The 22,678-nt window shown below is 45.7% G+C and carries 22 protein-coding genes; 5 read left to right on the top strand and 17 right to left on the bottom strand.

The window, feature by feature from the left end:
• Positions 1–72 precede the first annotated feature (72 nt).
• Together glpK and DVG78_RS13350 are read right to left on the bottom strand one after the other, a co-directional pair.
• A complete protein-coding gene (gene glpK, locus DVG78_RS13355) occupies positions 73–1,572 on the bottom strand; it encodes a glycerol kinase GlpK (protein WP_114461573.1) in 1,500 nt (499 codons plus the stop codon).
• A 17-nt stretch (positions 1,573–1,589) separates the two neighbouring features.
• A complete protein-coding gene (locus DVG78_RS13350; protein WP_114461572.1) occupies positions 1,590–2,924 on the bottom strand; it encodes a glycosyltransferase family 39 protein in 1,335 nt (444 codons plus the stop codon).
• Positions 2,925–3,088: 164 nt separating this feature from the next.
• Between DVG78_RS13350 and DVG78_RS13345 the strand changes: the two genes are divergently transcribed.
• On the top strand, positions 3,089–4,570 hold the full coding sequence (locus tag DVG78_RS13345) for a type III PLP-dependent enzyme domain-containing protein (protein WP_114461571.1): 1,482 nt from the start codon (positions 3,089–3,091) through the stop codon (positions 4,568–4,570).
• Between the two features lie 201 nt (positions 4,571–4,771).
• Here the strand turns inward: DVG78_RS13345 and DVG78_RS13340 are convergent, their stop codons facing one another.
• Positions 4,772–5,290 carry a D-glycero-alpha-D-manno-heptose-1,7-bisphosphate 7-phosphatase gene (locus DVG78_RS13340; protein WP_114461570.1) on the bottom strand — a complete coding sequence of 173 codons (519 nt, stop codon included), beginning with the start codon at positions 5,288–5,290 and terminating at the stop codon, positions 4,772–4,774.
• A gap of 239 nt (positions 5,291–5,529) precedes the next feature.
• Between DVG78_RS13340 and DVG78_RS13335 the strand changes: the two genes are divergently transcribed.
• Positions 5,530–5,994, top strand: coding sequence for an Lrp/AsnC family transcriptional regulator (locus DVG78_RS13335; protein WP_114066308.1), 465 nt, complete (start codon positions 5,530–5,532; stop codon positions 5,992–5,994).
• 137 nt (positions 5,995–6,131) lie between these two features.
• Positions 6,132–6,911 (top strand): hypothetical protein, encoded by a 780-nt coding sequence (locus tag DVG78_RS13330; protein WP_114461569.1) that lies wholly within the window; start codon positions 6,132–6,134, stop codon positions 6,909–6,911.
• A gap of 52 nt (positions 6,912–6,963) precedes the next feature.
• On the opposite strand, the gene DVG78_RS13325 is transcribed toward DVG78_RS13330, so the two are convergent.
• The 9 genes from DVG78_RS13325 to nadA form a co-directional block, all read right to left on the bottom strand.
• Entirely contained in the window at positions 6,964–9,591 is a 2,628-nt protein-coding gene (locus DVG78_RS13325; protein WP_114461568.1) for a valine--tRNA ligase, read from the bottom strand.
• 408 nt (positions 9,592–9,999) lie between these two features.
• The gene (locus tag DVG78_RS13320) at positions 10,000–11,085 is read right to left on the bottom strand and encodes a complex I subunit 1/NuoH family protein (RefSeq protein WP_114461567.1); all 1,086 of its coding nucleotides are present in this window, start codon (positions 11,083–11,085) and stop codon (positions 10,000–10,002) included.
• Between the two features lie 129 nt (positions 11,086–11,214).
• Positions 11,215–12,051, bottom strand: a complete 837-nt coding sequence (locus DVG78_RS13315) for a 1,4-dihydroxy-2-naphthoyl-CoA synthase (RefSeq protein ID WP_114461566.1) — start codon at positions 12,049–12,051, stop codon at positions 11,215–11,217.
• A 21-nt stretch (positions 12,052–12,072) separates the two neighbouring features.
• Positions 12,073–12,591 (bottom strand): hypothetical protein, encoded by a 519-nt coding sequence (locus tag DVG78_RS13310; RefSeq protein ID WP_114461565.1) that lies wholly within the window; start codon positions 12,589–12,591, stop codon positions 12,073–12,075.
• Positions 12,592–12,602: 11 nt separating this feature from the next.
• Entirely contained in the window at positions 12,603–12,812 is a 210-nt protein-coding gene (gene yidD, locus DVG78_RS13305; RefSeq protein ID WP_114066314.1) for a membrane protein insertion efficiency factor YidD, read from the bottom strand.
• A 108-nt stretch (positions 12,813–12,920) separates the two neighbouring features.
• The gene (locus DVG78_RS13300; RefSeq protein WP_114461564.1) at positions 12,921–13,817 is read right to left on the bottom strand and encodes a nucleotidyltransferase family protein; all 897 of its coding nucleotides are present in this window, start codon (positions 13,815–13,817) and stop codon (positions 12,921–12,923) included.
• A gap of 23 nt (positions 13,818–13,840) precedes the next feature.
• Positions 13,841–13,984: a hypothetical protein gene (locus DVG78_RS30065; RefSeq protein WP_158550026.1), complete on the bottom strand. Its 144-nt coding sequence runs from the start codon at positions 13,982–13,984 to the stop codon at positions 13,841–13,843.
• Complete coding sequence (locus DVG78_RS13295; protein WP_114461563.1) at positions 13,971–14,555, bottom strand: ATPase; 585 nt, start codon at positions 14,553–14,555, stop codon at positions 13,971–13,973. Before DVG78_RS13295 ends, DVG78_RS30065 begins: the two co-directional genes overlap by 14 nt.
• A 3-nt stretch (positions 14,556–14,558) precedes the next feature.
• Positions 14,559–15,557: a quinolinate synthase NadA gene (gene nadA, locus DVG78_RS13290; protein WP_114066318.1), complete on the bottom strand. Its 999-nt coding sequence runs from the start codon at positions 15,555–15,557 to the stop codon at positions 14,559–14,561.
• A gap of 131 nt (positions 15,558–15,688) precedes the next feature.
• Between nadA and DVG78_RS13285 the strand changes: the two genes are divergently transcribed.
• Positions 15,689–16,120, top strand: coding sequence for a hypothetical protein (locus DVG78_RS13285; protein WP_114461562.1), 432 nt, complete (start codon positions 15,689–15,691; stop codon positions 16,118–16,120).
• Between the two features lie 65 nt (positions 16,121–16,185).
• On the opposite strand, the gene DVG78_RS13280 is transcribed toward DVG78_RS13285, so the two are convergent.
• The 5 genes from DVG78_RS13280 to DVG78_RS13260 all read right to left on the bottom strand — a co-directional run bounded on the left by DVG78_RS13280 (position 16,186) and on the right by DVG78_RS13260 (position 21,893).
• Positions 16,186–17,091, bottom strand: coding sequence for a prohibitin family protein (locus DVG78_RS13280; RefSeq protein ID WP_114461561.1), 906 nt, complete (start codon positions 17,089–17,091; stop codon positions 16,186–16,188).
• 122 nt (positions 17,092–17,213) lie between these two features.
• Complete coding sequence (locus DVG78_RS13275) at positions 17,214–18,527, bottom strand: NAD(P)/FAD-dependent oxidoreductase (protein WP_114461560.1); 1,314 nt, start codon at positions 18,525–18,527, stop codon at positions 17,214–17,216.
• An 86-nt stretch (positions 18,528–18,613) separates the two neighbouring features.
• Positions 18,614–19,747 carry a 5-(carboxyamino)imidazole ribonucleotide synthase gene (locus DVG78_RS13270; RefSeq protein WP_374755720.1) on the bottom strand — a complete coding sequence of 378 codons (1,134 nt, stop codon included), beginning with the start codon at positions 19,745–19,747 and terminating at the stop codon, positions 18,614–18,616.
• 173 nt (positions 19,748–19,920) lie between these two features.
• Positions 19,921–20,151, bottom strand: a complete 231-nt coding sequence (locus DVG78_RS13265; protein ID WP_147277074.1) for a hypothetical protein — start codon at positions 20,149–20,151, stop codon at positions 19,921–19,923.
• An 80-nt stretch (positions 20,152–20,231) separates the two neighbouring features.
• Positions 20,232–21,893: an SBBP repeat-containing protein gene (locus DVG78_RS13260; protein WP_114461558.1), complete on the bottom strand. Its 1,662-nt coding sequence runs from the start codon at positions 21,891–21,893 to the stop codon at positions 20,232–20,234.
• A 209-nt stretch (positions 21,894–22,102) separates the two neighbouring features.
• Between DVG78_RS13260 and DVG78_RS13255 the strand changes: the two genes are divergently transcribed.
• Complete coding sequence (locus DVG78_RS13255) at positions 22,103–22,663, top strand: collagen-like protein (RefSeq protein ID WP_114461557.1); 561 nt, start codon at positions 22,103–22,105, stop codon at positions 22,661–22,663.
• Positions 22,664–22,678: the final 15 nt, after the last annotated feature.

Genomic DNA, 22,678 nt, shown 5'->3' with positions numbered 1-22,678 from the left:
CTGACCGTATACTTAAGGGTCTATATATCGTCGGTAACCCCTGGCTTAACGAACTGATTCATTTACATTTTTTCAATCTTCCCAGCCAAAAGAACGCTCTACGGCTTTGTGCCAACCTTTGTATAATTTATCCCGTTGTGCATTTTCCATCTTAGGATTCCAAGTATGGGCTATTCCCCAATTCTGCCGTAAATCGTCGAAGTTTTCCCAATAGCCTACCGCCAAACCTGCCGCATACGCCGCGCCCAAAGCCGTGGTTTCGGTCACCGCTGGGCAAACGACGGGTACGTTGAGCATATCCGCCTGAAACTGCATAAGGGTTTCGTTGGCCACCATCCCACCATCTACCCGCAACGATTTAAGCTCAATATCAGCGTCTTTTTCCATCGCGTTCATCACGTCGAGGGTTTGATAGGTCGTTGCTTCCAGCACCGCCCGTGCAATGTGGGCCTTGGTCACGTAGCGCGTCAAGCCCGCAATTACTCCCCGAGCGTCGGCCTTCCAATAAGGAGCATACAATCCCGAAAATGCAGGCACAAAATACGCCCCGCCGTTATCTTCGACCGATTTTGCCAGTATTTCTACGTCGCTACTTTTTTCAATCATTCCCAAATTATCACGTAGCCATTGAACCAGCGCCCCCGCAATGGCAACGCTTCCTTCCAAAGCATAATTAACGGGCTGATTTCCAAATTTATACGCCACCGTCGTAAGTAATCCTTGCGTGGAAACTTTTAGTTCAGTGCCCGTATTGAGCAGCATAAAACAGCCCGTTCCGTAGGTATTTTTGGCCTGCCCCGGCTCGAAGCAGGTTTGCCCAACCAACGCCGCGTGTTGGTCGCCTAAATCTCCCGCAATGGGCACATTGGGCAATACGTCAAGTACCACGTTTCCGTATACTTCACTGCTGCTTTTGATGACGGGAAGCATCGCACTCGGAATGCCAAAAGCAGCCAACATATCTGAATCCCAAGCCAAAGTATGGAGGTTCATCAACTGCGTGCGGCTGGCATTGGTCACGTCGGTTACGTGCGTGCCGCCGTGGGGGCCACCCGTCAAATTCCAAATCAGGAAGGTATCCATAGTACCAAAAAGCGCCTCTCCTTTTTCGGCATCTTCGCGCAGGCCGGGCACATTATCCAACAGCCATTTCAGTTTTAACCCACTGAAGTACGTAGCCAAAGGCAAGCCCGTTTGGGCACGGAAGCGGTCTTGTCCGCCGTCTTGCGCAAAATGATTTACTAGGTCGCCTGTACGGGTATCTTGCCAAACTAGGGCATTGTAATAAGGTTTACCAGTTTTTCGATTCCAAACGGCGGTGGTTTCGCGTTGGTTAGTAATTCCGACGGCGGCAATTTCGGTAGCCGAAATCGACCCATTGATGCGGGCCCCTGCAATTACTTCAAGCGTATTTTTCCAGATTTCTTCGGGGTTATGTTCCACCCAGCCCGGCTGAGGATAAATTTGTTGGTGTTCTTTTTGGCCCACTGAAATAATGTTTCCCTGTCGGTCAAAAATAATACAACGGGTACTCGTGGTACCCTGATCAATGGCAGCTACGTATTTAGACATTATTGGTGAAAGGTTTATTAAGCAATAAACTTAAACAAACTTTCAATACCGAAATATATACTGTATAAAAATGCCAAACCTATCATACTAAACAATCCGATTTTGTACAAAAAGGCACTTCGCATTTGCAAATAAGAAAGCCCCATGTAAAACATGGCCAATATACTGAAGAAAGATTGCAGGAACAGACGCCCCTGAAAACAAGACCACGCATCGTACCTGAAACCCGCCGTCAATACCAAGGCGACACTCACCACCAGAAGGCCAAGCCATGTACTTTTTTCGATATTTTCACGGAATTCAGTAGCCGTCAACGAAGATATTTTTGTCAAAAAAAGAACGGTTTGACGAATTAATAACCCCAAACCCAACAAAATAATCAACGTGGGAATCATCGCTACCAAGTAAATCAAACTGCCGATGTACCGAAAACGGGTTTTTACACCCAACGTAAAATCATTTTCAAGGTCCGCAAATTTATACCAAAAGGTACTATAGAACAGAATAGGATAGACATGCAATAATTTTTCATCTCCGTGATAAATGACGGGCGATTTCATCAAACGCACCAAATGAAATCCGTAGTAGCTTTTCGGGCCAGTGTACATTTTTTGGTCACTCAACGGAAAAATATCCATGTTATGAACCACGGGTTTTCCTTCGTAGTACCAATTTTCGGCAAATTTATAGCTTCCTATTATCCCCGTAATGAACCCCAGAATCATCAGCCGTAGCACAATCTTTTGCCATTTGATTTTAAAGTACCACAGCGTAAGGGCGATTGCCCCAAAAATGATGGGAACAAACGCCAAAAAAGTACCTTTGGTTAAAAGTCCGATACCAAGGGCCAACGCCAACCAACGTTCGGTTTTGGGAGAAGGTGATTGAAAAAAGCGTGATAACAACCAAAAACACCACGTCCCGACCGTAAACGCCAAACTGTCGTTGGTGACATATAAAGAAAAGGTAATGTAGGAATGCAGGAAAATGGCCAGTAAAAAACTTACATTGCGGGTCAAAACGTGGCTAAAGTAATGTTTTGCCAACAAATACAGGACGTATAAGTTCAAACACGACAAGATAACCGACAGTAGTTGAGTCACTTTCAGACTTGAGAGCGTATCGAAAGCAAAGAAAGGCTGCGCCAACAAATAATACAGCGGTGGGTGCATGGCACAAAAAATCTCGCGGGTAAGCGGGAGACGGTGCTGAGTAGCAATAAAATTGATGATTTCGCCGTGCGCATCGGCGCCGTAAGGAGAAATAAAAAAATAGAGAAATACTCTCAACGCAATGCCAAACCAAAGCAAGAAGGTAAGCGCTCGTTCACGTTCAAAAAAAGAAATCAACATCCGAGAAATTATAAATTACACAATCTACCCACAGTATCGGCCAACAAAAGTAAAGAATAATGGGAGGTTTTTTGCACTTTTTTCTTGCAAAAGCCGTTATTTTGGCAGACTTTCGCAGACTTTTTTTGTTTCACCAAACACACTTTTTATGCTTCTAAGGCAAAATGAAAAGTTCTTACACAAACCTAATTGAGCAGACGTTTGAATTCCCAACGCTGGAGTTTAACGTCCAAAACGACGAGCTGTCGTTTAACAATGTACCCCTTATGGACATTATCCGCCAGTATGGTACACCGCTAAAAATCACTTATTTACCCAAAATCGGCGAGCACATCGGCAACGCCAAACAGTTTTTCAAAAACGCTTTTAAACGTTTCAATTACAAGGGTTCCTACACTTATTGTTATTGCACCAAGTCTTCTCATTTTAGTTTTGTTTTAGAAGAAGCGCTGAAGCACAACATCCACATCGAAACCTCGTCGGCGTTTGACATTCCCATTATTCGGAATCTCTACAAAGAGGGAAGAATTGCCAAAAGCACCTACATTATTTGTAACGGCTACAAACTACCACGGTATCAAAAAGCCATCACGGAGCTTATCAACGAAGGCTTTAATGTGATGCCGGTATTGGATAACCTCCGCGAGATTGAATACTACGAACAAAATGTAACGGCTGAATCGGTCAATTTTGGTATCCGAATTGCTACCGACGAAGAGCCTAATTTTGCCTTTTATACGTCACGTTTAGGCGTACGCTACAGTGATATTAACGACCTTTACAAGGACAAAATACAGCAAAATCCGAAGTTTAAGCTTAAAATGCTGCACTTTTTCATCAATACGGGCATGAAAGATACGGCCTACTATTGGAGCGAATTGACGCGTTTTATGTTTAAATACTGCGAACTGAAAAAGATTTGCCCCGATTTGGACTCGATTGACATCGGCGGCGGGCTTCCCATTCAGACTTCGTTGCAGTTCAACTACGATTATCAGCAAATGATTGATGAAATCGTGGAAAACATCCAATGGATTTGTAACAAAAACAACGTTCCAGTACCGCACCTTTTTACGGAGTTTGGTAGCTACACAGTGGGTGAAAGCGGCGCGGTTATTTATCAAATCATTGACCAAAAACTCCAAAATGACAAGGAGATGTGGTACATGATTGACGGTTCGTTTATCACTCATTTGCCCGATTCATGGGGAATGAACCAAAAATACATCATGTTGGCGGTCAATAACTGGGACAATCCTTACCAAAAAGTAAACATTGGTGGTTTGACCTGCGACTCGCAAGATTTTTATAATACCGAAGCGCACAGCGCCGACTTATACCTTCCCGTTTTTGGACTTGATACCGAAGTGCAATATGTTGGATTTTTCCACACGGGGGCGTACCAGGAGTCATTGGGAGGATACGGCGGTATTCAGCACTGTCTTATACCCGCGCCCCAGCACGTGCTCGTAGATCGTGACGAAAACGGCAACATAGTCACCAAACTCTTTGCGGCCCAGCAGGGAAGCGAGGGCATGTTGACAATTTTAGGATACACGGAAAATAACTCTGCGGCCAATGAGCTTGAAGAGCAAAAAGCCACCGCGCTTGATTTGGAAGCTCAAACAGAATTAGCGCACAGCTAACAATAAAATCGGCACGATTTTCGTAGTAAAATTTTGATATACACGCAGGCAACCCTCGGGTTGCCTGCGCCAATCATCAATCCATAATATGAAAAAGTTACTTACTCTTGCTTTACTAATGGTCGTACTTGCCGCTACAAGCTGCAACCGCAAAGGATACTGCCCCGCTTATGATAGCTCGGCAAAAACGTTCAAGAAAGCCTAATTAGCTTCAATCACCAATTGAGTCACGTCTAAGAAATTAGATGCATAACTATCCCCGGCCGATTTCTCAGGTGCGGAGGTAAGGTGTATTGTGCGTACCCCAACGCGTTTTCCTGCCTGCATATCGCGGGAGCGGTCGCCCACCATCCAAGAAGACATCACATCAATGTCGTATTTAGCAATTGCTTTTTCAAGCATAAGTGATTCGGGCTTGCGCATCAGTGAGCGGCTATCATAATCAGGGTGATGTGAGCAGAAATATAAATCATCTAATAAATGACCGCATTGCTCCTGGAAATACTGGTGACATTTCCATACCTCTTCCTTTGAGTACAGCCCTTTGGCAATACCCGCCTGATTGGTCACAACAATCAATAAATATCCCGCATCTTTCATCTTCTTCAGCCCTTCTACCACACCTTCCGGAATAATCATTTCTTCTACTTGATAAAGATACCCTTCCGTATCTTGGTTCAAAACACCGTCACGGTCTAGAAATACACACTTTTTCTTCATTAGTCTAATCAATTCTGTCAAATTCAAATATAAAACTATTGAATGATTTTCTTGTAATTATTCGTGTTATTTTAATAAAAAAGTTTCTTTTTGCCTTTTTGATTATTTTTCAAAAGTTATTTTTTCTTTGGTTTTATTGAATAAAATTAGCATTTTATTGTAAAATAATTCCACAAAGTGCTTACATTTGCAGTATATTATTTGTTTACGGCCTTTTTTATAAAAATTAAGCATTTCACATGAAATTAGACCAAATAGACCGCAAGGTTTTGGACATTTTGCAAGCTAACGCAAAAATTACCAATGCACAACTTTCGAAAGAAATTGGTCTTTCTCCGGCTCCTACCCTGGAACGGGTAAAGAAACTCGAACAGCATGGTATTATTCAAAGTTATCACGCACAGTTAGATCGCGAAAAAGTAGGGTTGGGCGTCACAACTTTTATTCAAGTATCTTTGACTGGTCACAAAAAAGATGTTACAGATTCGTTTGCCCGAAGAATAAACGAAATTCCCGAAATCATAGAGTGCCACCATATTACGGGTTCAGGAGACTTTTTATTGAAAGTGATTTCGAAAGACATCGCGTCTTATCAGAAATTATTATTGGAGTGCATCAATGAAATTGAGGAAGTAGCCAATACCCAAACCATGGTGATTCTTTCGACTTTCAAGGAAAGCAAGGTTTTACCAATCCCTTATTAATTACCAGTAAATTTAATTGAAAAGAGGCGTGGCTTACGGTCACGCCTCTTTTCAATTTGAGTTTAGGCCGCCGTTCGTCACATTTTGGTTGAGATTCAACAAAAGCCCCGCTATTTTGTTCCTCAAAAAACAATCCGATGACGTTCAAAGACTTCAATGTGCTTCTTATCCGCCTTTTTTTAGGCTATTTATTCACGTCTTCGGGATTATGTAAGCTCACCGAAGGGCAGTTTGGCCAACTGATTGGCCCGCCCCTTCTCATTCAGCAACTTACGCCCCACGGCCTGCGTACATTTGGTTTTTTTATTGCCATTTCGCAGGTGATGGCAGGGGCATTAGTCCTATCGCAACGCTATTCTGTGCTGGGCCTTATTATGCTCATTCCCATGAATTTAGGCATATTGGTAGTGACCATTTCACAGAATTGGACGGGGACGCCATACGTAGACGCGGTCTTTACGGTCTTGAATATTCTCGCGCTTTTGTATGAATGGAATACCCTAAAATTCTTACTTTTTCCTGAACAAACCTCCATTCAGCTACCGCTTAGAGCAAACCAACTTTTTCCAGACGCCAAATTTCCTCTCGTCATCATCGGCATTTTCGGCATTTCGTGCGTGTTGAGCAGATACCAAATCATCGCAACCAGCGGGCTGGCTACCGTAGCGTATGCGCTGACTTTTTATAACGTTTTCAGGAGCCAACGTTTTCCGCTGTTGTATCGTTTGGTCCTTATTTTAGCGCTTACTTCCATTTTAGGCGTTACGTGGATCGGCCTGTTGCATAAATCTATGCCCTTCAACCCCATGTTTCTTATTGCCATTCCCATTTTAGGAACTGCTTTGGCCTATTTTTCAACCTTGGGATGGGTATTGTTTTTCAAAAAGAATCCGCTTAAAACCACAGAAGGCATATAAAACCACATTCGTTAGTTGGTCTTATATGCCTTGTCTGTTAGAAGAATAAATACTACGCTTTTAGACGAATCAGCGATTCCTGAATCGCGACAATTTTAGCTTCGGCATCGGCGAGTTTTTGGCGTTCTTTTTCGACCACATCCGCTTTGGCGTTTTGGACGAAACGTTCGTTCGACAGCTTTGCTTCTACCGATTTTTTGAAGCCTAAGCTGTATTCCAATTCCTTTTGGAGGTTTTCGATTTCGGCGGCTACGTCAAGTTCTCCCGCGAGATTCACAAAAAACTCATCGGCTTTCACCAAAAACGACATCCCATCGGCTTGGTCGGTCGCGTAGTTGATTTCCGAAATATTGGCCAGTTTTACCAACAACCCTTCAAAAGGCTGGTACAAACCTTGATTTTCGGTCTTTATCGTCAAAGGCAATGCCGTCTTAGGGCTTATATTCTTGGTACTCCGCAGGTTACGGATGTTGGTCACAATCTCGAAGAAAATCTCAACGTTAGCCAAAAGTGTGGTATCAATTGCTTTAGTCGTGGGGTACTCAGCCACGCAAAGACTTTCCTTCTCCCCTCTCGGACGAATATCCTGCCAAATTTCTTCGGTGATAAACGGCATGAAAGGATGCGTCAGCGCCATGATGCGCTCAAAAAAGTCAATGGTCGCCTCGAAAGTATCTTTATCAATGGGTTGGCCGTATTCGGGCTTAATCATTTCCAAATACTGCGAGCAGAAATCATCCCAAATCAGTTTGTATACCGCATTGAGGGCATCAGAAATACGGTATTTTGAGAACAGGTCAAGGACTTCCGTAATTGTTTGGTTGAGTTTTGACTCAAACCAATTAACCGCCAACTGTGCACTGAAAACTGGAGACTGTGGGCTGTACACTTCCCATCCTTTGACCAATCGAAATGCGTTCCAAATCTTGTTGCAGAAGTTACGGCCCTGCTCGCAGAGTTTTTCGTCAAACAGCAAGTCATTGCCTGCGGGCGAGCTGAACAGCATTCCTGTCCGTACTCCATCGGCTCCGTACTGTTCAATCAAAGCCAATGGGTCGGGAGAATTCCCCAACGATTTCGACATTTTACGACCTTTGGGGTCGCGCACGATACCCGTCAGGTACACGTTACGGAAAGGCAATTCGCCTCTAAACTCATAACCCGCAATAATCATCCGCATCACCCAGAAAAACAGAATTTCGGGCGCCGTAACGAGGTCATTGGTTGGATAATAATAGTTGATGTCCTCGTTGTTGGGGTCTTTGATACCGTCAAAAACCGAAATAGGCCACAGCCACGAGCTAAACCACGTATCCACCACGTCGGGGTCTTGGGTCAGGTCGGCTTCGGTCAGGGCAAACAACTGCATTTCGTGCTGGGCTTTGCGAAGGGCTTCACGTTTGGTTTTGGCCACAATCACGGTACCGTCCGACAAATAATAAGCAGGGATTTGTTGTCCCCACCACAACTGCCGGCTGATGTTCCAGTCACGAATATTTTCAATCCAGATTCGATAGGTATTTTTAAACTTAGGCGGGTGCAGCTGAATGTTGTCATTCATCACGTTTTCGAGCGCGGGTTGACATAGCTCCTTCATCCGTACAAACCACTGCAACGACAAGCGCGGCTCAATCACGGCGTTTGTGCGCTCGGAGTGACCGACATTGCTTTTGTAATCCTCTATTTTCTCCAGATTCCCCGATTCTTCGAGCAGTTTGATGATTTTTTTACGGGCTACAAAACGGTCTTCACCCACCAAAATCAGCGCTTTCTCGTTAAGTTTTCCTTCTTCGGTCAAAATATCGATGATTTCGAGCTTGTGTTTTACGCCCAAATCGTAGTCGTTTTGGTCGTGCGCGGGCGTCACTTTCAAGGCTCCCGTTCCAAAATCCATCGTTACGTATTCATCCGTGATAATCGGAATCTCGCGGTTGATGAGCGGAATAAGCGCTTTTTTACCGTGTAAATGCTTAAAACGCTCATCCTCAGGGTGAACACAAATGGCGGAGTCGGCCATGATGGTTTCGGGGCGAACGGTCGCAATGATAATTGCCTCATCCTCCCCCACGATGGGATACCGCAGGTAGCACAGTTTCGTCATTACCTCTTTGGTGATGACTTCCTCATCAGAGACGGTGGTTTTGGCCTGTGGATCCCAATTGACCATGCGGTGCCCCCGATAAATGTAGCCTTTGTTGTACAGGTCAATAAAAGTGTCAATGACGGCATCATAAAGCGACGGCTCCATCGTAAATCGCGTGCGGTCCCAATCGCAAGAAGCGCCCAGTTTACGCAATTGCTTCAAAATAATGCCGCCGTATTTATCGGTCCATTCCCAGGCATATTTATAAAATTCTTCGCGGGTTAGGTCACTTTTTTGAATACCTTGTTCTTTGAGCATCGCCACCACCTTGGCTTCGGTCGCAATCGAAGCGTGGTCGGTGCCCGGCACCCAACATGCCTCTTTGCCTTCCATGCGTGCCTTGCGGACGAGTACATCCTGAATGGTATTGTTGAGCATGTGGCCCATGTGCAGCACCCCCGTCACGTTGGGCGGCGGAATGACGATGGTGTAGGGCTCTTTGTCAGGATTGGGCTTGGAATTGAAATAGCGGTTTTCAATCCAATAACTGTACCATTTGTCTTCAATTTCACGCGGATTGTAGGTCTTCGAAATCATGTTTTAGTTGTATTGACTTGAGATGTCGGGGGTTATATACTAGGTAAAATATCCGTTATTGCGATCAAAAAATGTGTGCAAAGATAGGGAATTCTCCGTGAACCCGGTCACACAATGGCTTGGAATGCGGAGGAATAGACGTTCATTGTTTCTGAGTTGTTTGATAATTTGAATTAAAAAAAAAGCCCGACTCAGGCGAGTCGGGCGGTATATTTTTAGGGGTTAATAGCTACCTAAAATACGACGCTCCCGACTCGGACACAGCCCACCACACGAACTTTCGTGACTTTGACGGCAGGTATGTTTCTCAGCGTGAGGTACATCGTAATTGTGTTTATGTAACAAAAGTAGAAAAAAGGGACTTGATTTTTTTTATTTCAGGACAAAAATATTCTTGCGAATGTTTTTTTATACCATCAACAAACGCCAAATCCCGCAGAAAAGAAACAGAATCAACGCCACCGGTGTAAGCACTTTCCAACACAAAAACATGAGCTGGTCTACGCGCAAACGCGGGAAAGTCCAACGAACCCACATCTGAATCAGAATTGCAAAACCTGCTTTAAAAATCAGCCAAAAAGCGCCCGTTACGTTGCCCCAAATGGTGCCAGGAGCGCCGCTCGTCCAATCGGCAAGGCGAAGCGGGCCAATGTTGGGCAACGGCGTATTCCAACTTCCTAAAAACAGGATGGCCCCCAACAACGACACCAACAGCATCATGGCGTATTCTGACAAAAACAGCAGCGCCCAGCGCATTCCCGAATATTCCGTATGGAATCCTCCCACGAGTTCTGACTCTCCTTCGGGGATGTCAAAAGGGGCGCGGTTACATTCGGCCAATGTAGTGATAAAGAACACAATGTAGGCGATAATCAAAAAGGGACTTCTGACGATATTCCAACTTAAAAAACCACCGACCCGCGTAATATCAACGCCCATTGATTTTAAGCCAAACAGGTACGTGATTTCGTCAGAATAAATCCCTTGTTGATAACTTATGGTCTGTAAATCAAGGGTCTGGGCCGTCATCACGACGCACAAGATGACCAACCCCAGCGGGATTTCGTACGAAATGATTTGAGCCACGGAACGAACCGCCCCAAAAAGGGCAAATTTATTGTTGGAACCCCAACCCGCCATCAAAATCCCAATTACATCGACCGAGATAATCGTCATCAAATAAAATATCCCGACCGACGTGGTAGAGCCCTGTAAATCAGGACTTAGCGGAAGCACCGCATAACCTGCGAAGATGGCCGTAAAAATCACCAACGGGGCCAACAGAAACAGCTTTCGGTCGGCAGTGGCGGGAACGATGTCTTCTTTTTGCAGAAGTTTGAGCAAATCAGCGATGAGTTGCAGCAAGCCCCATTTCCCTACTTCCATCGGTCCCATACGGTCCTGAATAAAAGCGGAGACTTTACGTTCCAAATACACCCCCACCACCACGGAGGAAAGGGCCATTATCAAGAAGATGGGCAGCGTTACGGGCATGGGTACTCGCGAAAAATTTGCCCAAAACTACGCAAAAATCCCAAAAATTGGCAATTTGTCAATCTTTCAGACAAAGCCAATTTCACTTTTACCATGTATTTTGTATAAAGCGCCTACTACGAAGTTTTATTACGAGAATCGCTCAAACTTATCCCAGTTGGGTTTGCGTTTTTCAAGAAACGCATCGCGCCCTTCTTGCGCCTCTTCGGTCATGTATCCCAAACGAGTGGCTTCTCCTGCAAACAATTGCTGCCCGACCAAGCCGTCGTCTACGAGGTTGAAAGCAAATTTCAACATCCGGATAGCCATTGGGCTCTTTCCAAGAATTTCCTGCGCCCATTGGAAGGCCGTATCTTCCAGCTCTTCGTGCGGAACAAAGGCGTTGACCATGCCCATTTCGAAGGCTTCTTGGGCCGAATAACTACGTCCCAAAAAGAAAATTTCACGGGCACGTTTCTGGCCAATCATACGCGCCAAATAGGCCGATCCGTAGCCTGCGTCATAACTAGCAACGTCGGCATCGGTTTGTTTAAAAATTGCGTGTTCTTTGCTGGCCAACGTCAGGTCGCAGACAACGTGCAAGCTATGTCCACCACCTACGGCCCAACCTGGCACGACCGCAATCACGGGTTTGGTCATAAAACGGATTTGGCGTTGTACTTCCAAAATATTGAGGCGGTCGCGGCCATCTTCGGCGCGATAGCCGCCTTTTTGACGGGCTTTTTGGTCTCCTCCCGAACAAAATGCCCAAATGCCATCTTTGGGCGATGGTCCCTCACCCGACAACAGCACCACCCCTATTTTGGGGTCGTGGGTAGCATCCCCAAAGGCATCGAGGAGTTCGAAGGTAGTTTTGGGACGGAAGGCGTTGCGCACTTCAGGGCGGTTAAACGCGATGCGAGCTACTCCGTCGCATTTTTTGTAAGTAATATCCGTATATTCTTTGGCCGTAATCCAGTTTGGCATAGCGATGGTTTTTTCTACAAATTATCGGTTTAAAAAATAGTTTTTAAATAAGTGTATCTCTTGGATTTCTACCGCTACGTATTTCTCAAAAATCACGTTCTCCACCTGCGAGCGTAACGCGGAGATACCCACATCAATCAGGCGCAGCCCCTGCTCGGTCAGCAAAATATTATCAAAAGCTAGTCCACCAATGTCGGAAGGGCGTTTGAGGTGGCGGTGTACAAAGCCCGCTTGGTGCAAAGCGCGGAGTTCATCCTCAAACACATCAAGCCATAGTTCGCGTATTTCCACTTCGTAGGCGCGGTAGTCCATTGGGCGGAGGCGTTCCATCACGAGCATTTCAGCTTTTAAGTCTTCGCTATAATCCAAACGGATAAACTTGACTATCAAATCATTCACTGCATTGGCAAACTTTATCTTTTCGGCTTCCGAGCCAATGTCCGAGCGCGTATCGTCCGTAAACAGCTTGGCTACTTCCGTATCTGAAAGCACAATCACGGTGTTATTGGCACCCGACGAAAGTTTGCGGGGATATTTCATGTTTCGATTTTTTAAGGCACCGGATCATACCCATGCCCACCCCACGGGTGGCAACTTGCAATGCGCTTGAGACCCAACCAACCGCCTTTGAGCGCGCCGTGTTTTTGAACGGCCTGAATCATGTAGTGCGAGCAGGTCGGCGTATAGCGGCACGAATTGGGCAGATACGGCGAAAGCGCCACCTGATAAGCCCGTACAATGAAGATGAGAATGGTTTTCATAAGATGAATATTTACTTTGTCATGCCGGAGGCATCTAAAATCAGCGTAAAGTAGTCGATTTTAGATGCCCGCATGGGCGCCCCCGTCCGGCATGACAAATTTGCTTTCTTACCACAATTGGCTCGGATACTTCCCATCCTCGTGCAGCTTTTTCAATGCCGCCTGCACGGTGGGTTTATCTTCTGGATAGGTAACACCAAACCATTCGGAAGCATTAGGAATCACTTTAAGCTTACCTAAACCACTCTTAATCAAATGCGTAGCTACTACCGGAATATAAAATTCCGCTTTGGGTGCATTGTAGTTATTGCGGGCATAATCAGAGAAAAGTGTCTGGGTAATGGGGAAAACAGACGGCTTAAAACCCCAAAAATTCATCGAAACGGGCGTTTCGGGGCCAAGTTCGGTAAGCTCGCCGCTTTCTTCAAAATAGATTTTTCCTTCCTGCGGGAAGATTTTCGTGCGCTCAGTCACCACGTCCAAATAGCCTTCATAGTTGACTTCACACACACCCCGCGACACGGTACCGTTTTCCGACAGGGTCTTTTTTACTTGGTACGCAATCAGCGTATGCTCGCTGTCGTCTGCACTGGTATTGAGGAAATCCGCCACGAGTTGAAAGGCTTCGAGACCATAAAAATCGTCGGCGTTAATGATGGCAAAAGGCGTTTGGGTCTGTTCCCAGCCGCACAGCATGGCGTGGCCCGTTCCCCAAGGTTTGGCTCGTTCGATTTCCCCTAACTCCACGGGCACGTAACTTTGAAAACCCTGAATGGCGTAATCGTAGTCAATTTTTCCTTTGAGTTTTGGGCCAAATACTTCTTCAAAATCAGCACGAAGCTCTTCGCGAATAATAAAGACAACTTTGCCAAAACCAGCCCGGATGGCGTCGTAGAGAGAATAATCAATGATGGTTTCGCCGTTGGGGCCAAATTGGTCGAGTTGTTTGATTCCGCCGTAGCGGCTGCCCATGCCAGCGGCAAGTATTAAGAGGGTGGGTTTCATTGAGTTAAATTATAGTGACTGAATTACTTCTTTTGAGCCTTAGGTGACACATCATTTGTTAAGTCCCTTTTTTTTTCAGCTTCAAGTTCCGCAGGAATATGATGATACGCTTTTAATAAAGCTTTCTCTACCTTTTCAAATAAAGGATCTCTTCTAATTATTTTCATTGCCCTTGATTTTTAACCAAATATCGGAGTTTTCAACTATAACATTTCCATCGGGCAACTTTTCGGCAATCCTTAGAGGATGCCCTTCGGTGTAATCAGAGTTATCAAAAAGTACCCATTTATCAACAATAGGAATAAACAAGTCCTTTAAATTTTTTATTCCCTTCCAATATCGCCTTATAACGACCTCATTGGGAATATAATGACCGCCCTGCCTAACACGGCGAGCCACTCTTTCAATAGCATGACTGGGCCCTTCCAACCAAAAATAAATCAATATAACTTCGTATCCCTGCTTCTTAACTTTATGAACGAGATTAACATATGATTTTGTTGAAAGAGTTGTTTCTATCACAAAACTCTCTCCGTTAGCCAGGCATTTTTCAATATCGCTCAGCATTTGCCTCCCAGCCTGCAGAGCCGCAGATTCGGGTGACAGTGGATTAATTTTAGCGGCAATGATGTCCGCATTTATAAAAGTAGTAACATGGAATACATCTGGCAAAAGCACTTTAGCCGCAGTTGTCTTCCCTGCTCCGTTTGGCCCAGCGATGATGTATAAATCAGGCATCCGTTACAAATTCTTGCTCATCTCCAGCATTCGATTGACGGATTCGTAGGCTTTCAGGCGTATATCTTCTGGAACTGTGATTTCGGGTTGCTCGTACAGAAGGGCGTTGTATAGTTTTTCGACCGTGTTCATTTTCATATACGGACACTCACTGCACGCGCAGGTGTTGTTTTCGGTGGCGGGGGCGGGAATGATTTTTTTGCCCGTTCCTGCCGCTGCTTGTTTCATTTTGTGCAAAATCCCTGCTTCCGTAGCTACGATAAATTCATCGTGCGGCGTTTCAGCCACAAATTTCAGAATTGCGGTGGTTGAGCCCACAAAATCGGCCTGAAGCAAGATGTTGTCTTTGCATTCAGGGTGCGCTACGAGCAGGGCATTCGGGTATTTTTCGCGCAGGGCTTTCAATTTAGCTTCCGAAATATCAACGTGAACAATACAGGCTCCATCCCACAGCACCATATCACGGCCCGTTTTTTTGGCTACATAACGTCCTAAGTTGGCATCGGGTGCAAAGATGATTTTTTGGTCTTTGGGCAGTTGCTCCACAATCTTGACGGCATTGGACGAGGTCACGATGATGTCCGACAATGCCTTGATTTCGGCCGAGCAGTTGATGTAAGAAAGAACCAAATGGTCGGGATATTGCGCTTTGAAAGCCGCGAATTTATCAGCAGGGGCCGAGTCGGCCAATGAACAGCCCGCATTCAGGTCAGGAATCACAACTTTTTTCTCAGGGCTGAGGATTTTGGCCGTTTCACCCATGAAGTGAACGCCGCAAAAAACAATCATATCGGCAGGAGTAGCGGCGGCCTGCTGCGAAAGCCCGAGGCTATCGCCGATGTAGTCGGCCAAATCCTGAATGGCACCGTCGACGTAGTAATGCGCCAAGATAACGGCGTTTTTTTCTTTACGAAGCCGATTGATTTCCGCCACTAAATCTACTTCTGGCGCAACTGCTTCGCGCACGTATCCATATTTTTGTACTTGTTCAAGGATTTCCATTTTCGTCTGATATTTGGCCCAAACTTACGCAATTTGTTTTTTGATTTTAAGCAGATTTTTGGGTTTTTGGGTTGTTCGTCCTAAGTTAATGACTACTTTGCTGATTATTTAACAAAACCACACCTCTAAAAATGCCTTGGGCAAAATATATTTCAGTTGTATTGGCAAGCATGGTCAAATTTGTAGCAGGCCCATTGGCAGGCCTGGCACTTAGCTTAAGTTGGTGGGAAACGGCCATTTGCACCGTTGTGGGTATGATGCTGAGTGTAGTTATTTTCGTGTTTTTGGGCAGCGCCATTCAACAATTGATAGCCCGCTATCGAAAGACTCAACCCCGCCTTTTCAGTAAGCGTTCTCGGCTGGCCGTTAGGGTTTGGAAAAAATCAGGAATGACAGGCATTGCCTTGCTTACGCCTTTGCTTTTTACGCCCATCGGTGGCACATTGATTGCCGTGTCGTTCAAAGTACCGCGTCTGACCGTCATTGCTCAAATGCTACTCTGGGGCACGATTTGGGGCGTTATTATGTCGTTTGGCCTCTATCAGTTTCGGAGTCTCGTCTAGCAATCACCTGTCCGACGGTTCAAAACCGTCAGACAGGTACGTACCGCATATTTCAGGAATTATTATTATTTCTCACCTAAAATCACGGGTACATTGCCTTTACTTCCCATGATAATGACCTTGGCATTGGGCGACGACGCCAATTCTTTTTGGGCCTTGATTTGCTCGTACTGCAACTGACGGTCGGTCAAACTTTCGGAGATAATGCGCTGATAATCCGAAATCCCCTGCGCCTCAACGCGCTTGCGCTCGGCTTCTTGCTTTTCTTTGCTCAACACAAATTGCATTTTCTGCGATTCCTGCTCGGCATTGATTTTGGACTCAATGGTTTTTTTGACCGACTCGGGCAGGTTGATATTCCGAATCAAGACGTTTTCCAGAAAAATTCCTCGATTTTTAAATTCCTGTTCAATTTGTTTGGAAATACGCGCCTGAAATTCATCACGCTTGGTCGAGTACAACGCTACTGCGTCATAATTAACGGCATTGTCACGGATGCGCGTTCGCGTGATAGGTCGTACGATTTTCTCAACGTAAGTAGGTCCAATCTCGCGGTAAATTTTGGGCGCTTCAGAGGGAATAACGCGGTAGAGAATCGTTAAATCTATTTCAACCTGAAGTCCGTCTGCGGTCAGAATACGGATGGCGTCGTCGCCTGTTTTATCCCCCTCATCATGTACGGCCGACATGGTATAATTTTGCGTCTTTGTATCTAGCAAGGTGACATCCACGAGCGGGTTTACAAAGTTTAATCCACTGCTCAAAACAGTATTACTTACCTTTCCAAACAAAGATTGAATCCCCACCGAACCAGCATCAACCTGCTTGATACACGACGTAAGAACCCCGAAAATGGCCAAGACAACACCCGCCACTTTGACAGGGCGGGAAAATTTGGCAAACACCAACGATGGAGTATTGATCGCAAAGCCTGCTATGACCAAAATCACTCCGATAACAATCAGAAACATAATAGTTTGGGTTTAAAATTTATGCCACAAACGTACACGTTTTCTGGTCTGATTGTATACTATATTGAGGATAGGCTTTAGCGGGCCGGAGCTGGTAAAAAAGCAGGAAGAAAGGCAACCGCCTAAACGGTTTCTTTTACAACATCGGGTTCTTTTTCTTTTAAAATTTTAGGTTTAATAATCAACCGAAGCGACTGGTCGTAGGTAGCATAATTCCAGAGCCAGTTGATAAAAATTAAAAGCCGATTTTTAACGCCAACAATGGAGATAAGGTGCACAAACATCCAAGTCAACCACGCAAAAAATCCCTGAAACTTCCAGAAAGGCAAGTCTACCACGGCAAGATTGCGGCCCACGGTCGCCATCGAACCTAAATCTTTGTACACAAATGGTTTCATCTCTTGCCCTTTCAGCATCCGTACCAGGTTTTTGGCGAGCAATTCGCCCTGCTGCATGGCCGGCTGCGCCAATTGGGGGTGCCCATTGGGATATTTTTCTTCAGTCATTAAGGCCAAGTCGCCCAACGCAAAAATATTTTTCGTGCCTTCAACCTGACTGAACTGATTCACTTTTACCCGACCTCCCCGTACAATGGAAGCCACTGGAATGCCCTCAATCGCGTTGGCCTTGACGCCCGCCGCCCAAATCAGGTTGTTGGTACGGATGCGGTCGCCTGTGTTGGTGGTGGCGTATTTTCCGTCAAAATCAACAATACGAACGCCCAAACGCAGATTGACGCCCAAGTCGGTCAAATACTGCTTAGCTTTTTTGGAGGCTTGGTCCGACATGACTTCCAGCACTTCGGGCGACGATTCGTAAAGGTAAATCTGCATCGAATCGAAGTTCAATTCGGGATAATCTTTCGGCAAAATATGCCGTTTCATTTCGGCCAATGTGCCAGCCACTTCCACGCCCGTTGGCCCGCCGCCCACAATCACCACGTTCATCAGGCCGTGACGTTCTTCAATGGTCTCTACGCTCAGGGCATCCTCAAAATTTTGGAGCATTCGATTACGAAGCGCCAATGCCTCCGACACCGATTTCATGGGCATGGCATTTCCGATCATGTTTTTCATGCCGAAAAAGTTGGTATCGGCTCCCGTCGCCAACACCAAAAAGTCATATTCAACGGGTCCGAGTTTTGTCTCAATGACGTTGGATTCAGTATCAATTTTCACCACTTCCGTGACCCGAATATGAACGTTATTCTTCGATTGAAATACTTTACGCAGCGGAAAAGAAATAGAACTCGGCTCCAACCCCGCCATGGCTACTTGATAAAACAGCGGCTGGAATTGGTGGTAATTATTCTTATCTATCAGTACAATCTGTAAATCAGAACGTTTTGAAAGCTCACGCGCCAGCACAAGCCCACCAAACCCCGCGCCCACGATTACGACGCGCTTGAGTTCAGTTTTGGGGAGATTGGGTGTCATTTTTAAATTGGCAGTTTATAGTCGGTATGTCACGGCAAATGTGCCGAAATCTATTTTTTAAACACATCCAATCCAACGTTGGTTCGTTATTTGGTCACCACTTTCAATGCCCCTTTCACCCATTCGGCTTTTTCTTTCAGCTTTGTCAAATCACTGTCCGTCACGGTAATGTGACCCATTTTACGGAAAGGTTTAGTGATTTTTTTACCGTATAAAAACGGAAATACGCCATGGGTAGCCAGCAACGCCTCCATTCCTTCGTAATACGCAGGGCCAGTGTGACCTTCTTCTCCCAATAAATTGACCATGGCGGCAGGCGTGTAAGCGGTAGTATCGCCCAGCGGAAAGTCTAAAATAGCCCGCCAATGCTGCTCAAACTGCGAGGTAAAATTGGCCCGAATGGTGTGGTGACCGCTGTTGTGTGGGCGCGGAGCCACTTCATTGATGAGCACTTGCCCGTCTTTGGTCAAAAACATTTCAACGGCCAAAAGTCCCACGATTCCGATGGCCTGTGCTGTTTTTTTGGCCAATTCTTGGGCTTGCTGTTCAATTTCAGGTGAAATATCGGCGGGAGAAAAAAGGTATTCGACCAGATTGGCTTCGGGATGGAAAACCATTTCGACGGTCGGAAAAGTGGCTACTTCGCCACGCTCATTCCGGGCCACGATTACGGCCAATTCTTTGTCAAAATCAACGGCTTTTTCCAGTAGCCCCGGCGCGTCAAACGCCTTGTCAAAATCAGCGGTCGATGCGATTCGCTGTACACCTTTGCCATCGTAGCCGTCTTTGCCTAGTTTGTGAAAAGCGGGCAGAAAATCGGCATAATTGCGCACATCGGCGCGATTTTCAGTCAGCACAAAATCGGCGGTGGGCAGGCCGTGGTCACGATAAAATTGCTTCTGTAAGCGTTTGTCCTGAATCAATCGAATGACGTGCGGCTGCGGAAACACTTTTTTTCCTTCTCGTTCGAGCGCTTCCAATGCTTCCACGTTTACTTTTTCAATTTCAATGGTCAGCACTTCCACATCCTGGCCGAATTGATACACTGCGTCATAGTCCTGCAACGAGCCTTCCACAAACTCGGGCGCAATGGCAGCACAGGGCGCATCGGCGGCATCTAAAATCTTGACGTTTAAATTCCAGTCAATCGCGGCTTGCAGTAGCATCAGGCCCAATTGACCGCCGCCTAAAACACCTACTTTTTGTTTAATATCAAACACGTTAGGGAAATGTAAAATTTAAAATGTGAAATAAAGAACGCAAAACACCAACATAATTACCTATTAATCAAACGATTGAAATTAGATTTTAGAATCAACCCATTGCAACGACAATTTGAATTTCCGTTTTATATTCAGCCTTTTACATTTATTATTTTTCGGTTTATTACAAATCAATCATCTAATTCATCAGGGTCGTTTACCTCAAACCACTCATAAATGGCTTCCTCGGCCATTTTCAGCGCGGCATCTAGGTCTTTTACTTTTTTAGGAGATTCAAAAACCGTTCCTGTTTCATCAATACAACGTACTGTTCCTTCGGCGTCCTCCAGTTTTCCAAACTCCACTTTTCCGTACGTTTCGGCCCAACGGTAGAGGTACGGGTAGGCTTTCATTAAACTCATTTTAGCTGATTTTTGGTTTGGGCGCAAAGATAAGCAGATATGAACTGAAGAGAACAATTTTCCACAAAATCTAAACACGTCTATTGCTTAAAAAAAGCCCAAAAACCGCCCAATACGTCATTACTACCCGTGTTAAATGTTCCAAGTCCCAAGGGTGCTAAGCCTCGGTAAGTCCCCACTACATACACGTTATCGTTTGCGCCTAGTGCAATCCCGTAGCCATGATCGTAACTAGGGCCGCCCCCACGTTGCAGCCACTGCACTGTACCGGCGGCGTTGTACTTGACAGTAAACATATCCGTACTTGCAAGATCGGTACCTGCTGCTATCATTTCATTACTTCCCGTTGCGGTGGGCGTGTTAAAATTAGCCGTTTGTTTAAACTCGCCCGTTACGTAAATGTTCCCGCTTTCATCCACCACGATACCATGCCCAATATCATTACCAGCTCCTCCTCCCCGTCGAAGAAGTTGTACAACCCCTGATGGATTGTACTTAACAACAAGTATATCTTCTAAACCAGCACTTACCAGCTCGTTACTTCCAGCAGCCGAAGGGGTATTAAAATTGGCCGTAGCAGAAAACTTTCCCGTTACATAAACGTTGCCCGTTGCATCCAGGGCAATGTCATTACCATAATCAAAACTCGACCCGCCGCCCCGCCGAATCCACTGAAGCGTACCAAGCGTACTGTACTTGACCAAAAATAAATCAGACACTCCGTTAGATACTGATACCAATTCATTACTACCAGAAGCGGAGGGAGTATTAAAATTGGCGGTAAAAGCAAAACTTCCTGTGACGTACACCACGCCCGTTGGATCTACGGCAATGCCCAATCCAACATCATTAGCGGTTCCTCCCCCCCGACGGAGCCACTGGAGCGTACCCGCTGAATTGTACTTGGCCACGCACATATCCAAGTCTGCGGTTCCAGCGGAAATGAGTTGGTTGCTTCCAAAAGCAGAAGGCGTATTAAAATTGGCCGTACCGTTAAAACTCCCAATGATGTAGATGTTGTTGTTTCCATCAATGGCAATATCATTTCCTCGATCATTAACAGCCCCCCCCCCGCGACGAAGCCACTGAAGTGCCCCCGCCGAATTGTATTTGGCGATGAATATATCCAAACCTCCGGCTGATACCAATTCGTTTTTCCCAGAAGCGGAGGGAGTATTAAAATCCGCAACCGACTGAAAACCACCCGTAACGTATATATTCCCGGCAGCATCAAGGGCAAGGCGATGGTCAAAATCATCAAACTGCCCTCCCCCACGCCGCAACCACTGCATCGTACCTGAGGAATTGAATTTAGCAACAAATAGGTCATATCCTCCCGCCGATACCAACGTAAATCCACCCGCAGAAAATGTACCTTTAAATCGACCAGAGATGTAGACATTGCCCGCAACGTCTACGGCGATTGAATTATTTTCTAATTGCTTGGTATTGATGCTTTCATAAATACCCGCTTCTCTGCGAGAGGTATCAGTGGCGCGGAGGATCAACCAATCGGTGCCGTTGTACATGCGCATTACGCCAAAGGTAATATCGTAGGCCAAATCACCACCCTGCGGTGAAGGCAAAGCCATAATCGCTTCATAGCTGATACGCGGCACGGCTCCCGCTGGCGACGGGCTGATACCACTTGGCAAAATGGTTACGTTTTGGGCTTGGATTTCCCGCACGCCAACGCCCAGCAGCATTAGCACAATTGTCAAAATAAAAATGTTCCTTTTCATTAGATTGATCTAAAGTTTAAATTGTAGGGGTTCATCATTTATGGCAAACAGGATTGTATTATTTATGACTGGGTTTCTAAATATCTTTCAGAAATACTCGTTAATCTTGCAAAAATGATTGCAGTCCATCTCATATCTTCCACAAGACCTTCAGGATATGAATCACTCCAAAAAATGTCTCCCTGAAGGTGGGAGCACTCTCTAACATCATGAAGATTTTAAGTTATTTATCGCTTGCAGCAGTACTTTTTGTCTCGGCTTGCGCTGGACCCCAAGGTGATCAAGGGCCTGTTGGACCCCAAGGCCCAATTGGACCTAAAGGCGACCCCGGAACGACAGGCGGAACGGCCTTTTATTCAACCAATTGGGTGGCGGTTTCCAAACAATCTTTCATTACCAACTACAACAAAACCGAGCGTTATACCACCATTGGATTGCAAGGGGGCGCTATTCAGACGTACTTGACCCAAAAGACGATGGATGGCGGCATGGTGTTTCTTTATAACCGCACCGCCGCCAATAAAGCGTTTGTAAACGCAGTGCCGTGGGATACGTATTTCAACGATGCCCATGTAACCTACTCCTTTGCCATGGAGCCTGGCCTCATTTCCGCTTTTATTTCTTTTTCCAAGGAGGTTGACGTAAACCAATTCTTTGTCGACGAAGAATTTCGGGCGGTTATTGTTCCGCCAGCCACGGGCGCGCGCCTTGGCCACGTCAATTGGAAAGATTATAATGAAGTGAAAAAAGTCCTTAACCTGAAAGATTAATCCCCAACAAGCCAG

The sequence above is a fragment of the Runella aurantiaca genome (assembly GCF_003339505.1).
Classification (GTDB): Bacteria; Bacteroidota; Bacteroidia; order Cytophagales; family Spirosomataceae; genus Runella; species Runella aurantiaca.
The sequence above is the reverse complement of the archived record's forward strand: the minus strand, read 5'-3'. Positions and strand labels throughout refer to the sequence as shown.

Coding starts and splice junctions, on each gene's coding strand:
- DVG78_RS13295 (WP_114461563.1), bottom strand. CDS start 14,555: ATGCCTGATTTATACATCATCGCTGGGCCAAACGGAGCAGGGAAGACA.
- DVG78_RS13265 (WP_147277074.1), bottom strand. CDS start 20,151: ATGAGTTTAATGAAAGCCTACCCGTACCTCTACCGTTGGGCCGAAACG.
- DVG78_RS13300 (WP_114461564.1), bottom strand. CDS start 13,817: ATGAAACCCACCCTCTTAATACTTGCCGCTGGCATGGGCAGCCGCTAC.
- glpK (WP_114461573.1), bottom strand. CDS start 1,572: ATGTCTAAATACGTAGCTGCCATTGATCAGGGTACCACGAGTACCCGT.
- yidD (WP_114066314.1), bottom strand. CDS start 12,812: ATGAAAACCATTCTCATCTTCATTGTACGGGCTTATCAGGTGGCGCTT.
- DVG78_RS13255 (WP_114461557.1), top strand. CDS start 22,103: ATGAAGATTTTAAGTTATTTATCGCTTGCAGCAGTACTTTTTGTCTCG.
- DVG78_RS13260 (WP_114461558.1), bottom strand. CDS start 21,893: ATGAAAAGGAACATTTTTATTTTGACAATTGTGCTAATGCTGCTGGGC.
- DVG78_RS13310 (WP_114461565.1), bottom strand. CDS start 12,591: ATGAAATATCCCCGCAAACTTTCGTCGGGTGCCAATAACACCGTGATT.
- DVG78_RS13315 (WP_114461566.1), bottom strand. CDS start 12,051: ATGCCAAACTGGATTACGGCCAAAGAATATACGGATATTACTTACAAA.
- DVG78_RS13280 (WP_114461561.1), bottom strand. CDS start 17,091: ATGTTTCTGATTGTTATCGGAGTGATTTTGGTCATAGCAGGCTTTGCG.
- DVG78_RS30065 (WP_158550026.1), bottom strand. CDS start 13,984: ATGAAAATAATTAGAAGAGATCCTTTATTTGAAAAGGTAGAGAAAGCT.
- DVG78_RS13275 (WP_114461560.1), bottom strand. CDS start 18,527: ATGACACCCAATCTCCCCAAAACTGAACTCAAGCGCGTCGTAATCGTG.
- DVG78_RS13350 (WP_114461572.1), bottom strand. CDS start 2,924: ATGTTGATTTCTTTTTTTGAACGTGAACGAGCGCTTACCTTCTTGCTT.
- nadA (WP_114066318.1), bottom strand. CDS start 15,557: ATGGAAATCCTTGAACAAGTACAAAAATATGGATACGTGCGCGAAGCA.
- DVG78_RS13325 (WP_114461568.1), bottom strand. CDS start 9,591: ATGATTTCGAAGACCTACAATCCGCGTGAAATTGAAGACAAATGGTAC.
- DVG78_RS13330 (WP_114461569.1), top strand. CDS start 6,132: ATGACGTTCAAAGACTTCAATGTGCTTCTTATCCGCCTTTTTTTAGGC.
- DVG78_RS13345 (WP_114461571.1), top strand. CDS start 3,089: ATGAAAAGTTCTTACACAAACCTAATTGAGCAGACGTTTGAATTCCCA.
- DVG78_RS13320 (WP_114461567.1), bottom strand. CDS start 11,085: ATGCCCGTAACGCTGCCCATCTTCTTGATAATGGCCCTTTCCTCCGTG.
- DVG78_RS13340 (WP_114461570.1), bottom strand. CDS start 5,290: ATGAAGAAAAAGTGTGTATTTCTAGACCGTGACGGTGTTTTGAACCAA.
- DVG78_RS13285 (WP_114461562.1), top strand. CDS start 15,689: ATGCCTTGGGCAAAATATATTTCAGTTGTATTGGCAAGCATGGTCAAA.
- DVG78_RS13335 (WP_114066308.1), top strand. CDS start 5,530: ATGAAATTAGACCAAATAGACCGCAAGGTTTTGGACATTTTGCAAGCT.